Source organism: Micromonospora sp. AMSO12t (assembly GCF_008806585.1).
GTDB lineage: Bacteria > Actinomycetota > Actinomycetes > Mycobacteriales > Micromonosporaceae > Micromonospora > Micromonospora reichwaldensis.
Genome location: NZ_WAAS01000179.1, coordinates 1 through 13375 on the forward strand (window position 1 = coordinate 1; position 13375 = coordinate 13375).

Here is a 13375-nt window from a genome sequence, read left to right on the forward strand (position 1 = left end):
TGGCCGGCGAGTGACGTCCTGATGGCGCCCTGTCGGGGGTCCCTTCCCCGTCAACCGGTGTGAGCGCCGTCGACGCGATCCTGCCCGCGCTGCTCGTCACGGTCTGGCTCGGCCTGGCCCTCGTCCGGCGGGCGTCCGGGTGGTTCTTCGGCCTGGGCGGCTGTGTCGCGCTGCTCTGCTTTCCTGCCGGAATCATCGCTGGCAGGTTCGAGCTCGGCGACACCGACTGCACACCGGGGAACCTGTGTTTCTCCGCCAACATGGTCGACTGGTGGTTGAACGGGCTGTTCGGTCTGTTCACGGTCGCGGTGTTGGCGATCCTCTCCGGTGCCCGCAAGCTCTTCGGGGGATCGGACGACCGGGAGGCTGCTGCGAGGTCAACGTGAGGGTGATGAGGGTCACAGGCGGTAGATCACGATGTTCCCTACTTCCTCGCGGGTGATGCCGAGCCCGTCGACCGGTGCGTCCACCGTGACCTCCCACGGCGTGCCGACGATGTGGTCCCGCATCAGCAGCACGTTGCGTACGCCGAGGACGCGCAGGTAGTCGACGCTGGTCTGATCGGGGAAGGCCAGCGTCACCCGGCGTACGTCGTCGAGTTGGCGCGGGGTGAAGCCGCTGCCCCCGTTGACCAGGTCCTGGAACTTGCTGGTGGACCAGAGCATCACCGGCTGGTCGAGGCTCTGGCTGCTCGGCAGCACCAGCAGCGGTCCCTCCACGGTGCGCATCGCGGCCGGCTGGGACGGCACGACCGGGTGCGGCGTGGCGTTCAGCCCCTCGCCGAGCACCAGCACCAGCGGCAGCAGAGTGGCCAGCCGCAGCCACGGGCTCGGCCAGGAGGGGATCCGCTCGGCGTAGACCTCCCGTACCCGGGTGGCGAACGCGCTGACCGCGCCCGCCGCGAGCAGCCCGAGCAGCAGCGTGGTCCAGAGCATCAGCCGGCCCGGGGTGCGGATGCCGTTCCAGCCGGGCAGGTGGTCGAACAGCGGCACGTAGGTGAAGGTGCCGTCGAAGAACCGGGTGCCCATGGCGAGCACCATCGTCACCACCACCCCGGCGAGCAGCAGCAGCCGGTGGCGCAGCTTCCACACCGAGAAGAAGAGCCCGCCGGCGGCGAGCGCGTAGAGCACGAAGCCGGGCAGCAGGGTCATCTCCGGGTGCCAGGGCAGCGCCGCCCGCGCGCCCTCGTGCAGGGCGCCCCAGACCCGCGACTCGGCGGGTGCCGTAAAGAAGCCGGCCGCCGGCGGCGAGTAGACGCCGATGTCGCCGATGGAACGCTCCGCCTGCGGGTGCGCCCCCGCCACCTTGAAGTACGGGATGGCCAGCAGGCCGCCGACACCGGCGAAGAACAGGCCGCCGACCAGGTCCGCGATCAGCAACCGGCGGCCGAACGGGCGCTTGACCGGCCGGACGACCCACCGCCGCAGGAACCAGGTGACGGCCGCGACCAGCACGGTCCCGGCGAGGAAGTACGCGAACGGCAGCCCGATGCCGAAGCCGAGACTGAGTTGCCAGGCCGCCACGAACCAGCCGGCGTAGACCCAGCCGTCGTGCCGGCGTTCGGGACGGTACCCGTGCCGCAACGACCAGCCGTGCCCCCGGGCGAGCATCGCCAACGCCAGCGGGATGCCGCCGTTGGAGATCACGTGCAGGTGCCCGGCCTGGGCCAGCAGCCACGGCGCGTACGCGAAGCTCGCCCCGGCCACCGCGGAGCCGATCCGGCCGGCGCCGAGCTGACGGGCCAGCGCGTACGCCCCGAGCATGGCGAGCGCGTGGGCCAGCACGAACATGATGTTGTAGCGGAGCACGGCGGCTTCGGGACCGGTGCCGATCATGCCCGCCGGGGCGTAGCCGAGCAGGGTGTCGGAGAAGGCGAAGCTCCAGGACTCCGGAAAGAAGGTGTTCGACTGCCACAGCTGCGCCGGGTTGGTCAGCAGGATGTGCCCCGACCAGGCCATCTGCCACGCCTGGAGGCTGGGGTCCCAGTAGTCCTGCGGCAGGGTGTGTCGCGGGTAGCGCAGCGTGGGCCAGGTCAGCAGCACGGCCAACGCCAGCGAGGCGAGCGTCGCGAGCGTCCACTCGTGGATCAGCCGGCGGCCCACCGCCCGCGCGGCGCGCCCGAGCCGGGAGGGCACCGGTTCGGGGGCGGACGCGAAGGCCTCCCACCGGTCCGGCTTGCCCTCCTTGTCACCCCCGTCCTGGCTCTTGCCGGCCGCCTTGTCGCCGTCCTTGCCCGCGCCGTCCTTGCCCGCGCCGTCGCCGACGGCCCCGGCCACACCGGCTGAGCCCGCCTTGACGTCGGGCTTGTCGGCTGCACCCGCCTTGGCGCCGTCCTTGCCCGCCTTGACGTCGGGCTTGTCGGCTGCACCCGCCTTGGCGCCGTCCTTGCCCGCCTTGGTGTCCGTCTTGCTGGCTGCACCCGCCTTGGCGCCGTCTTTGTCGGTTCCGCCGGCCTTGGCGTCGACCTTGTCGGCTGAGCCGGCCTTGGCGTCGTCCTTGTCGGTTGCGCCCGCCCTGGCGTCGTCCCTGCCTGCCTTGGTTGCGGTCTTGTCGGCCCCGCCCGCCGTGGCGTCGGTCTTACCGTTTTCCGTCTCGGTCGCGCCGGTCGCGCCGGTCGCGCCGGTCGCGCCGGTCGCGCCGGTCGCGCCGGTCGCGCCGGTCGCGCCGGTCCCGTCGGACCCGACCGCCCCGGCGGGTGCCCCGGCCTCGGCATGGGCCTTGCCGGCACCGGGCCGGGCTCCACCGGCCTTGGGCTCGGTCGCCCCAGCCTTGGGCTCGGCCGCCCCAGCCTTGGGGGCCCCGCCGGTCCTGGGTTCGGCCCCTCCGGTCCTGGCGGCGGCCGGGCCGGTCGTGGCGCCGGTCGTGTCGGTCTTTCCGGCGGCTTCCGTCTTCCCGGCGGCGTCGGCCTTCTCGGCGGCGGAGTCGGGACGGGGGCTGCCGGGGGCGGACTGCTCGGTCGTCATGCCGCCGGGCTCCCCGTGCCCAGCCGGTCGCGTAGGAAGGCGATGTCGGCGCCCTGACCGTCGACTCCGCCCGGGGTCTCGACGATGACTGGTGCACCGGCCGCGCGGATGACCGCCACCACCAGCTCCGGGTCGATCGTTCCGCCGTCGAGGTTGTCGTGCCGGTCCTGGCCGGAGTTGAACGCGCCCTTGGAGTTGTTGGCGTGCACCAGGTCGATCCGGCCGGTGATCGCCTTGACCCGGTCGACGAGCCCGAGCAGCTCCTCGCCGCCGGCGTGGGCGTGGCAGGTGTCCAGGCAGAAGCCCACCTCGTGATCGCCGACGGCGTCCCAGAGGCGGGCGAGCGCGTCGAGCCGCCGGGCGCAGGCGTTGTCACCGCCGGCGGTGTTCTCGATCAGGACGGGCACGCCGAAGCCGCCGGAGTCCGCCGCGTACGCGAAGGTCTTGCGCCAGTTGTCGAAGCCGACGGCCAGGTCGTCGCCGGCATTGACGTGCCCGCCGTGCACGATCAGCCCCTTGGCGCCGATGGCGGCGGCCGCCTGGGCGTGCCCGAGCAGCAGCTTGCGGCTGGGGATCCGGATCCGGTTGTTCAGGGTGGCGACGTTGATGACGTACGGCGCGTGCACGTAGAGGTCGACGCCCGCGGCCCGCAGCCGGTCCGCGTCCTCCCGCGGCTTCGGCGCCTTCCACCCCTGGGGGTCGGAGAGGAAGAACTGCACGGCCTCGGCCCCTCGGGCGGTCGCCTCCGCCACCGGGTCGGTCGAATCGACGTGGGCTCCGATACGCATGCACGGGAGCCTACGTCGCGTCGCCGACAGCCGGGATGACGGCGGTGGCGGACTCGCCGTTCCTCGCGTCACCTCCCAGCGGCGGCGGTCGTTGATGCGAGTGGGATCCACGGTTGCCGCAGCCGGCCCGGAACGGCCGCTGGTCGGCCCGTCCCGGAGGCGCGTCGAACCGCCCGAGAGCGGGGGCACCCCGTCGCGCGGCCCGGCGCGGCGGGGGCCCGCCCTGACGGAACCGGGCTCATCGGGAAATTTGTCGGAGAATTCCGCCATTTCCCCCGACAAGGGGCAAGAGCCGTTGTAACGTCAGGTAACAACACGATAAAGCTCCGCGGGGCGTCCCCGGTCCAACCTCATCGGTGTGGTCGTTCCTCCCCAGGTCCCACCCAAGGAATGCGGACGGGACGCCCCGCGGCCTCGTGTACGGGGGCTCGCATCGACAGCGACGTCGACGCGGGCCCCCGTCGCCTCGCCCGGTGGAAGGGCCCCGCCGACCACCCCGGGCATGATCGTCGGGACCGGGTATCCTGGTCCGGTTGTCCGCGTACGGCCGGGTTCCCCCGGAACCGGCGCGGGCCACGACGCACGACCTCCTGCCACGGAAGGACCGTGGCCGCTTAGCCCACAGGAGGTGAGCACGTCTTGCGTCATTACGAAGTCATGGTGATCCTCGACCCCAGCCTCGAGGAGCGCACCGTCGCCCCGTCCCTCGACACATACCTGAACGTGATCCGGACTGCGGGTGGCTCGGTCGAGAAGACGGACGTGTGGGGCCGCCGGCGCCTCGCGTACGAGATCAACAAGAAGGCCGAAGGCATCTACGCCGTCATCGACCTGCAGGCGACGCCCGCAGCGGTGGCCGAGCTGGACCGTCAGCTGCGGCTCAACGAGTCCGTGCTGCGCACCAAGGTCATCCGGCCGGAGATGCGCTAAAGCATTCAACCCCGGTCCACCCGGATCAGCCTCATCGGCACTGTCGGAGGGCTCTGAGAGCCTGTACGGCAGAACTGATGAGTGCGCGAGGAGATGGTCATGGCAGGAGACACCACCATCACGGTCATCGGCAACCTGACCGATGACCCCGAGTTGCGGTTCACCCCGTCCGGTGCGGCGGTCGCCAAGTTCCGGGTCGCTTCGACGCCCCGGTTCATGGACAAGGCCTCCGGCGAATGGAAGGACGGCGAGCCGCTCTTCCTGGCGTGCACCGTGTGGCGGCAGGCGGCGGAGCACGTCGCCGAGTCGCTCCAGCGGGGCGCCCGCGTGATCGTCTCGGGCCGGCTGCGTCAGCGGTCGTACGAGACGCGCGAGGGCGAGAAGCGCACCGTCATCGAGCTCGAGGTCGACGAGATCGGCCCGTCGCTGCGCTACGCCACGGCGAAGGTGCAGAAGATGTCCCGCTCCGGCGGCGGCGGTGGCGGCGGCTTCGGTGGCGGTGGTGGTGGAGGTGGCCAGGGCGGCGGCGGAGGCAACTTCGACGACCCCTGGGCCTCGGCTGCACCGGCACCCTCGCGCGGTGGTTCGGGTGGCGGCAACTTCGACGAGGAGCCCCCGTTCTAATGGCGCCGAGCGCCCGCGATCGCAAACCAGGAGCACGAGCAATGGCCAAGGCCGCTGCACTTCGCAAACCGAAGAAGAAGGTGAACCCGCTCGACAAGGACGGGATCACCTATATCGATTACAAGGACACCGCGCTGCTGCGCAAGTTCATCTCCGACCGCGGCAAGATCCGCGCTCGGCGGGTGACCGGCGTGACCTCGCAGCAGCAGCGGCAGATCGCCCGTGCGGTCAAGAACGCCCGTGAGATGGCGCTCCTGCCGTACACGGCCACGGCCCGCTGAGAGGAGGCACCGATATGAAGATCATCCTGACTCAGGAGGTGTCCGGCCTCGGTGCCCCGGGCGACATCGTCGAGGTCAAGAACGGCTACGGCCGTAACTACCTGCTGCCGCAGGGCTTCGCGATCGCCTGGACCAAGGGTGCGGAGAAGCAGGTCACGGTCATCAAGCGGGCCCGTTCGGCCCGTGAGATCCGCGACCTCGGCCACGCCAACGAGGTCAAGGGCCAGCTCGAGGGCCTCAAGGTCAGCCTGAAGGCCCGCGCCGGCGACGGCGGTCGGCTCTTCGGCTCGGTCACCCCGGCCGAGATCGTCGACGCTGTCAAGGCCGCCGGTGGTCCGGTCCTCGACCGTCGTCGGCTGGAACTGTCCGGTCCGATCAAGTCGACCGGCTCCTACCCGGTGCAGATCAAGCTGCACCCCGAGGTGAGCGCCAAGTTCGACCTCAACGTCGTCCAGGGCTGACACCTCACCCGAGCACCACGACAGGGCCCGCACCGACCGGTGCGGGCCCTGTTCGTGTACGGCCTGCGGCGTATGCTCCCGCTCGCGCGGTCGGCCAGCTCGTCGCGGTGCGGGCCGACCAGGGCGGCGGTGCGTCAGCCACCGGCCGGCCACGCTGATCACCAGCCAGTGCCTTCGGCTAGCAGCGGCAGCATGGTCGTGTCGTCGCGCTGATCGTCAGCCGATCGGCTGGCCCGTCACCGCGCTGATCATCACCGTCGAGAGACCGCCGCCGACCACGGCCGCCGCCAGCGCGACGCTGGCCGAACGCCACGTCGTACCGACCCGGCGCAGCAGCAGCGCCACGACCAGGCTGCTGGCCAGCGCCAACCCGAAGCGCGGCAGGCCCGCTGCCAGCGAGCCAAGCGCCCGCGCCCGAGGCGAGTCGCAACCCCCTCCGCTGATGTCGGTGACACACCCCGCCGGCACCTGTCCGTCCAGGGTCAGCAACCAGACGAAGATCAGCGCCGCCGGCACCAGATAGCACGCGACCGTGTAGAGCAGCGACCGCCACGGACCGCCAGGATCGGGATCGAGCAGGTCGTCCTCGATACGACGGCCCCACGCCCCCGCCCCGGCGGTCCCGGCCCTACGGCGTACGGCCGACGCCGTCGCGGCACCGACCGGCTCGGCTACGCGCCGACGCGGCGCGGGACGCGGCCGCGGCGCGGAGTAGGGCACCACGGGTGACCGGGGCGCCGACGCCGGCGGGTCCATCCAGCGGGGATCGTCGCCCGCCAGCCGGGTGCCCGACCAGAAACCCTCGCTCCGGTCGTCCTGCCCCGGCCAGGACCATTCCTGCACGGCGCCCCCGCCGGAGCCCGGCGCGGTCCTGTCCCACCCGCCGTCGTCGGAACATCGCTCCCACGCGCCGGTGTCGTCGGACCGGCGCCACTCACCGGTGCCGTCGGTCCGGTCCCACCGACCCGTGCCGTCGCTTCGGTCCCAGCTGCCGGTGTCGTCGGCCCGGTCCCACCGGCCGGTGTCGGCGTGGTCCCAGCGGTCGATCTCACCGGCCGGGTGCCACGCGTGCACACCCGACGCGTCCCACGCGTCCACAGCCGGAGGGGAGGGTGGGCTCTCGGACGCGGCGAGGTGCGACTCCCGGTCCCAGGGATCGACGGCGGGGCGGTCCTCCGCCGCCCGCCGGCCCCGGCGGGCCGGCCGCTCGGCCTCCCGATCCGGTACGGACCCGGACGCGTCCGCCTCCTCCAGGCCGGACCAGACGACCTGCGGGCGTTGCGACGGCAGGCGCCTCGGCCGGCTCGGCGGCGCCGAGCCCGAGACGGGGTCGTCCTCGGCCCGCCGCCGCCCGGAGTATCCCCGCTCCTGCGGACGGTTGAACGTCCACTCCCCGGTGTGCTCCGACTGCTGGGCAGCGCCGAACGTCCACTCTCCGGTGTGCTCCGACTGCGGAACAGCGTCGATCGCCGGGGTCTCGCGCCAGCTCGTCTCGCTGACCCGGTGCCAGCTGTTCGTGGTCTCCGTGGCCCGCCAGGCACCGGAGTGCGGTTGGTGGGCCTCGATCCCCACCTCGTCGTCGGGCGCGGCGTGACGGCCACCGCCGTCGGCGCTGCGGATCCCCGATTCCAGGGCCCAACGCGGCAGGTAGCTGTCGACCGGCTCCTGCTGCCCGCGCTCGACAGCCCGGCGCCGGCTCGGCGTGCGGTGCCGCGCGGGAGCGTGCTCGTACGGATCGACCGGTGCCGGGTCGGCGGGATCGTCCCAGGAGGCGACCGACTCGCGCGGACCGCCCTCTCCGCGTCCCCAGTCCCGGTTACTCACGGCCGGAGCGTGACCCTTCTCAACCGATTGCGCAATCCGCTGTGCAGGTGTAGCCGTTCGCTGGAGATAGTACGGGACGTTCGACCGCGCAGTTCGACCGAAAACTTGCCGTCCACAGGCTGGGGATTGTGTTTCCGCAGGTCAGCACCTTGCAGCGGAGAATTCCCCAGCCGTTGTCCACAGGCTGTGCACACCCTGCGCACATGCTTGTCCCCCGGCGTCCACAGGTTGTCCCGAGGCTCGTCCACCGACGTGGTTGAGGGGCTGACCTCGGGTTCCGTATGGTTGGCCCCCGACCGGTCGTGCGATGACCCCCGATCGACCGGCAGGTCGAGGTTGTCCATCCCGGCGACAGGGCTGGATCCAGATCCGACGCAGTGGAGGGGGGACCCGTGTCGGTCACCGACGACATGCGGGCGGACTCGCGATCGGGCGGGGGGCACGCGTCCCCGCCGCCGCAGCGCGACGGCCAGTTCGACAAGACCCCGCCCCAGGACATCGCCGCCGAGCAGTGCGTCCTCGGCGGCATGCTGCTGTCCAAGGACGCCGTCGCCGACGTCGTGGAGATCCTCAAGACCAACGACTTCTACCGGCCGGTGCACGCCACCATCTTCGACACCATCCTGGAGATCTACGGCCGGGGCGAGCCGGCCGACTCCATCACTGTGGCGGCGGCCCTGGCCAACTCCGGCGATCTCGTCCGGATCGGCGGCGCCCCCTACCTGCATACGCTGATCGCCAGCGTGCCGACCGCCGCGAACGCGGCCTACTACGCCCGCATCGTCAGCGAGCGGGCGGTCCTGCGGCGTCTGGTCGAGGCCGGCACCAAGATCGTGCAGCTGGGCTACGGCACGGCTCAGGGCGGCAGCCGCGACGTCGACGACGTCGTCGACCTCGCCCAGCAGGCGGTCTACGACATCACCGAGCGCCGCGTCAGCGAGGACTTCGCCGTACTCGCCGACATGCTCCAGCCGACACTGGACGAGATCGAGGCGGTGGGCGCCCAGGGCGGCATGATGACCGGCGTCCCCACCGGCTTCACCGACCTGGACCGCCTGCTCAACGGCCTGCACGCGGGGCAACTCGTGATCGTCGCCGGACGCCCCGGGTTGGGTAAGGCGCTCGCGCTGGACACCCCCCTTCCCACGCCGACGGGCTGGACCACCATGGGGGACGTGAAGGTCGGCGACGAGTTGCTGAGCGCTGACGGCCTGCCGACGAAGGTCACCGCCGCGTTCGAGGTACGGCACGACCGGCCGTGCTACGAGGTCGAGTTTTCCGACGGCTCGGTGATCGTCGCCGACGGTGAACACCTGTGGAAGACCACTACGCGGGCAAGCCGCCGCGCTGCCCCCGCCCGCCGCCGCAACCACTGGTCTCCCGAGGCGATCGAACGGCTGCACCGGGCAGCCGCCGGCGCGGCGCCCGGCGACGACGTCACGATCGCGGAGCTGGCCGCCGTGCTCGGCCCGGAGTTCACGCACACCGCCCACCGGGTGACGCGCGACATCGCCGACGAGTCGCCCGTCGTCATGCGCAGGCGCCCGCGTGTGCGCCCGGCCAGGGCCTATCCGGCCCGCCGTCTCTACCGCCAGTTGCTGGAGCGTGTCGAGCAGTGGTCGGAGAGCCTGGCGGCGGCGGAGCTGCAAGACGTGGTGACGACGGAGCAGATACGAGCGACCCTGCGTACGAACACGGCCGACCGACGACTCAATCATGCGGTCGAGAACGCCGCCGCACTCCGCCTTCCGGAACGCGAACTCCCGCTTGCGCCGTACACGCTCGGCGTCTGGCTCGGCGACGGCCACACGGCGGAAGGAAGGGTCACCACCGTCGACCCGGAGATCCTGGCCGGAATCGAGTCCGACGGCTTCGAGGTCAGACCTTCGGGGCCGATGGTCTACACCATTCGTCCGCCGCGGCTGCCCGCGATCCCGGACCGTGAATGCGTCGTCTGCCACGCCGTCTTCACGCCTCGTGGCCCGGCGATCCATACCTGCGGCCAGTCGTGTGGGGGCCGGTCGAAAGGACTCGTCCCTGCGGCGCGGCGCGAAGGTTGCGCCCACTGCGGGAGAGTGGACGCCAGCGCCTGGAACGCAAGTCGCAGGTGCCGCGACTGCCACAAGCGTTACGGCTCCTTCCGTGGTTACCTGCGGGCGGCCGGGGTGTTGGGCGACAAGCACGTCCCCGCCGCGTACCTGCGGGCCTCGGAGGCGCAGCGGCGAGCGCTGCTGGCCGGGCTGCTCGACACCGACGGCACCGTGACCGTCAGCGGGAACGTGCAGTTCACCACGACGTCCCCCCGCCTCGCCGAGGACGTGCACGAGTTGGTCGTCAGTCTCGGGTACCGCTGCTCGGTCAGCCGGAAGACCGTCAAGGGGCGCACCGCGGAAAGCTCGATCGCCTTCAACTTGAACTTCACGACGAGGGACGAAGTGTTCCGCCTGACCCGCAAGCGGGAGGCGCACCGGCTGCGGCGCCGTAGCGAGAGCAACTCCCGGACGGACAGCCGTTTCATCGTCGACGTCCGACCGGTGGCGAGCGTGCCGGTCCGGTGCGTCACGGTGGACAATCCCGAGCACCTCTACCTTGCGGGTCGGGCGATGATCCCGACACACAACAGCACGGCGAGCATGGACTTCGCGCGCAACGCCGCGATCAGGGCAAACCAGGCGGCGGCCATCTTCTCGCTGGAAATGAGCAAGGTCGAGATCGTCATGCGGCTGCTGTCGGCCGAGGCGCGCGTGCCCCTGCACGTCCTGCGCAGCGGCCAGCTCTCCGACGACGACTGGACCAAGCTCGCCCGCTGCATGGGCGAGATCAGTGAGGCGCCGCTCTTCGTCGACGACACGCCGAGCATGAACCTGATGGAGATCCGGGCCAAGGCGCGCCGGCTCAAGCAGCGGCACGACCTCAAGCTGATCGTGGTCGACTATCTCCAGCTGATGACCTCTCCGAAGCGCACCGAGAGCCGGCAGCAGGAGGTCGCGGACCTCTCCCGTGGCCTCAAGCTGCTCGCCAAGGAGGTGGAGTGCCCGGTGATCGCGGTCAGTCAGCTGAACCGTGGCCCGGAGCAGCGCACCGACAAGCGACCGCAGCTGTCCGATCTGCGTGAATCGGGCTGCCTGACGGCGGAGACCCGGCTGATCCGGGCCGACAACAACTCCGAAGTGACCCTCGGCGAGTTGCTCGCCGACGGAACCAAGGACGTCCCGGTATGGGCGCTGGACGAGACACTGCGCTACACCCCGCGAACGATGACCCACGTCTTCCCGAGCGGCAATCGGGAGGTGTTCCGCATGAAGCTGGCCTCGGGTAAGCAGATTGACGCGACGTCGAACCATCCGTTTCTCACCTTCGCCGGATGGTTGCCGCTCGGGGAGTTGGCGCCGGGAGCGCGTCTCGCCACCCCCCGGCACGTTCCGCCTCCACTCACGATCCGACCGTGGGCGGAGCCGGAGGTCGTCCTGCTGGCGCACCTGCTAGGCGACGGCTCGTTCGTGCGCCGGCAGCCCATTCGGTACGCGAGCCGCGACGAAGGCAATCTGCAGGCTGTGGCGGAGGCCGCCAAACATTTCGGCATCACCGCCATCCGTGACAACTACGAGGCGGCCAGGGTCACCACCCTGAGGCTTCCCGCTCCCTACCGTCTCGCTCGCGGCCGGCGCAATCCGATCGCCGAGTGGTTGGACGGTCTGGGACTGTTCGGCCTGCGGTCGCATGAGAAGTTCATCCCGGCGGCGGTCTTCGGCATGCCGAAGGAGCAGATCACACTCTTCCTCCGGCACCTGTGGGCCACGGACGGCTCGGTGACCGTGAACAAGTCCGGCCGCGGTGGCCGCATCTACTTCTCGTCGACAAGCCGCCGGATGCTAGAGGACATATCCCGGCTGCTGCTGCGATACGGCATCACCGCTCGGATCAAAGTGGTGCCGGTCGAACGTCACCGACCTCAGTACACGCTTGACGTTTCCGGACGGGATGACCAGTTGCGGTTCCTCCGGGAGATCGGCGTGCACGGAGACAGGGCGCTCAACTGCGTCGAGCTGCTCACATCGCTCACGGCGATGCGCAGCAACACCAACGTCGACACGGTGCCGCGCGAGGTGTGGGGCCGGGTCCGGGAGATCCTGGCGGAGAACGGCATGACCCACCGCGAGTTCGCCGCAGCGATCGACTCCCAGTTCTGTGGCAGCACGTTGTGGAAGCACGCACCAAGTCGATCCAGGCTTGCGAAGATCGCATCGGTCCTCGAAGCCGCCGACCTCGACCTGCACGCCACGAACGACATCTTCTGGGATGAGATCGTGTCGATCGAGTCACTCGGCAGCCACGACGTCTTCGACGCCACCGTCCTCGGTACCCACAACTTCATCGCCAACGGCATCGCCACCCACAACTCGATCGAGCAGGACGCCGACGTCGTCATCCTGTTGCACCGCGACGACTACTACGACAAGGAGTCGCCGCGTGCCGGGGAGGCGGATTTCATTGTTGCCAAGCACAGAAATGGCCCCACCGACACGGTGACGGTGGCCGCGCAGCTCCACCTGTCGCGCTTCGTGGACATGGCCATCGTCTGAGGGCGGCCGCGCCGGTCAGCCCAGCAGGGGGAACCAGCCGGCGACCTCGCCGAGTTCGAGCTGGTCGCGGTCGGTGAGCGGCAGTCGGCCGGTGGCCTTGAGCAGGTAATCCGCGTCGCTCCACGCGGCCGGTCGGACGGCGTCGTCGCTGAGCAGGCCGTCCATGGTGGTCACGGCGACCCGCGTGGCCAGCACTCCGGGCAGGGGCGCGTCGGGCAGGTCGAGGACCAGGTCCAGGTGGTGCACGACGGCCTCGGTGGTCAGCGTGGCGAGCAGGTCCGGCACCCGCAGCACGTGCCCCTGGGTGGTCACGTGGCCGTCGGGGTCGGCCGCGCCCGCGGCGCGTACGGCGGCGGGTGCGGTGTTGGTCCAGAGCCGGACGATCCCGCCGGGGCGGTCGAAGGCGGCTGCGGAGCGGCGGGCCCACCAGGCGTGCCGCGCGCCGTCACCGTCCCTCTCGGCCGGGAACGCGCGCCAGTAGGTCACGTCGTCCACGTCGGGCGGGCCCTCGGCGGGGCTGGCCAGCGCGACCAGCGCACGCTGGGCGTCGCAGAGCACGTGGAACAGCAGATCCGCGACGAGCCAGCCCCGGCACCGGGTGGGCCGTTGCAGGTCCGCGTCGTCGAGGTCGGTGACGACGCGGGTGATCCCGTCGTACGCCTGCGCCAGCGCGAGGTGTCGTCCGCGGTGCGTCATGGAGCGCAGCGTCGCACGGCCGCCGCCGCTCGGCACGGCGAACGGCGGCGGAACGGGGCGTGGCACCAGACCACGGGTGACCGGGCCGGTCGAGGAGCCGGCCCGGTCGACGGAGTGGCTCAGCCGAACATCTCGTCCAGGAAGCTCTTGTGCTTCTTGCGCTTGTAGTGGCCGTGGTAGCCGTGGTGCTGCTGGCCGTAGGCGGGGGCCGGCGGGTAGCCGTGC

Annotated in this window: 10 protein-coding genes; 6 read left to right on the top strand and 4 right to left on the bottom strand. The window is 71.0% G+C overall.

Annotation, left to right across the window (positions count from 1 at the left end; translation table 11 throughout):
• Positions 1-59: 59 nt before the first annotated feature.
• Positions 60-386, top strand: coding sequence for a hypothetical protein (locus F6X68_RS22650; protein ID WP_151456171.1), 327 nt, complete (start codon positions 60-62; stop codon positions 384-386).
• A 12-nt stretch (positions 387-398) separates the two neighbouring features.
• On the opposite strand, the gene F6X68_RS22655 is transcribed toward F6X68_RS22650, so the two are convergent.
• Positions 399-2963 (bottom strand): hypothetical protein, encoded by a 2565-nt coding sequence (locus F6X68_RS22655; protein ID WP_225852368.1) that lies wholly within the window; start codon positions 2961-2963, stop codon positions 399-401.
• Positions 2960-3751, bottom strand: a complete 792-nt coding sequence (locus F6X68_RS22660) for a deoxyribonuclease IV (RefSeq protein ID WP_151456172.1) — start codon at positions 3749-3751, stop codon at positions 2960-2962. Before F6X68_RS22660 ends, F6X68_RS22655 begins: the two co-directional genes overlap by 4 nt.
• Positions 3752-4390: 639 nt before the next feature.
• On the opposite strand from F6X68_RS22660, the gene rpsF reads away from it, so the two are divergent.
• The 4 genes from rpsF to rplI all read left to right on the top strand — a co-directional run bounded on the left by rpsF (position 4391) and on the right by rplI (position 6047).
• Complete coding sequence (rpsF, locus tag F6X68_RS22665) at positions 4391-4681, top strand: 30S ribosomal protein S6 (protein ID WP_121397433.1); 291 nt, start codon at positions 4391-4393, stop codon at positions 4679-4681.
• A gap of 81 nt (positions 4682-4762) precedes the next feature.
• Entirely contained in the window at positions 4763-5305 is a 543-nt protein-coding gene (locus F6X68_RS22670) for a single-stranded DNA-binding protein (protein WP_192581503.1), read from the top strand.
• Between the two features lie 41 nt (positions 5306-5346).
• Positions 5347-5586: a 30S ribosomal protein S18 gene (gene rpsR / locus F6X68_RS22675; protein ID WP_007073789.1), complete on the top strand. Its 240-nt coding sequence runs from the start codon at positions 5347-5349 to the stop codon at positions 5584-5586.
• Between the two features lie 14 nt (positions 5587-5600).
• Entirely contained in the window at positions 5601-6047 is a 447-nt protein-coding gene (gene rplI, locus F6X68_RS22680; protein WP_151456174.1) for a 50S ribosomal protein L9, read from the top strand.
• Between the two features lie 216 nt (positions 6048-6263).
• Here rplI and F6X68_RS22685 read toward each other — a convergent pair whose 3' ends face one another.
• Positions 6264-7871: a hypothetical protein gene (locus tag F6X68_RS22685; protein WP_151456175.1), complete on the bottom strand. Its 1608-nt coding sequence runs from the start codon at positions 7869-7871 to the stop codon at positions 6264-6266.
• Positions 7872-8398: 527 nt separating this feature from the next.
• On the opposite strand from F6X68_RS22685, the gene F6X68_RS22690 reads away from it, so the two are divergent.
• The gene (locus F6X68_RS22690) at positions 8399-12454 is read left to right on the top strand and encodes a replicative DNA helicase (RefSeq protein WP_370518975.1); all 4056 of its coding nucleotides are present in this window, start codon (positions 8399-8401) and stop codon (positions 12452-12454) included.
• A 15-nt stretch (positions 12455-12469) separates the two neighbouring features.
• Here F6X68_RS22690 and F6X68_RS22695 read toward each other — a convergent pair whose 3' ends face one another.
• Positions 12470-13150 carry a maleylpyruvate isomerase N-terminal domain-containing protein gene (locus F6X68_RS22695; RefSeq protein ID WP_151456177.1) on the bottom strand — a complete coding sequence of 227 codons (681 nt, stop codon included), beginning with the start codon at positions 13148-13150 and terminating at the stop codon, positions 12470-12472.
• Positions 13151-13375: the final 225 nt, after the last annotated feature.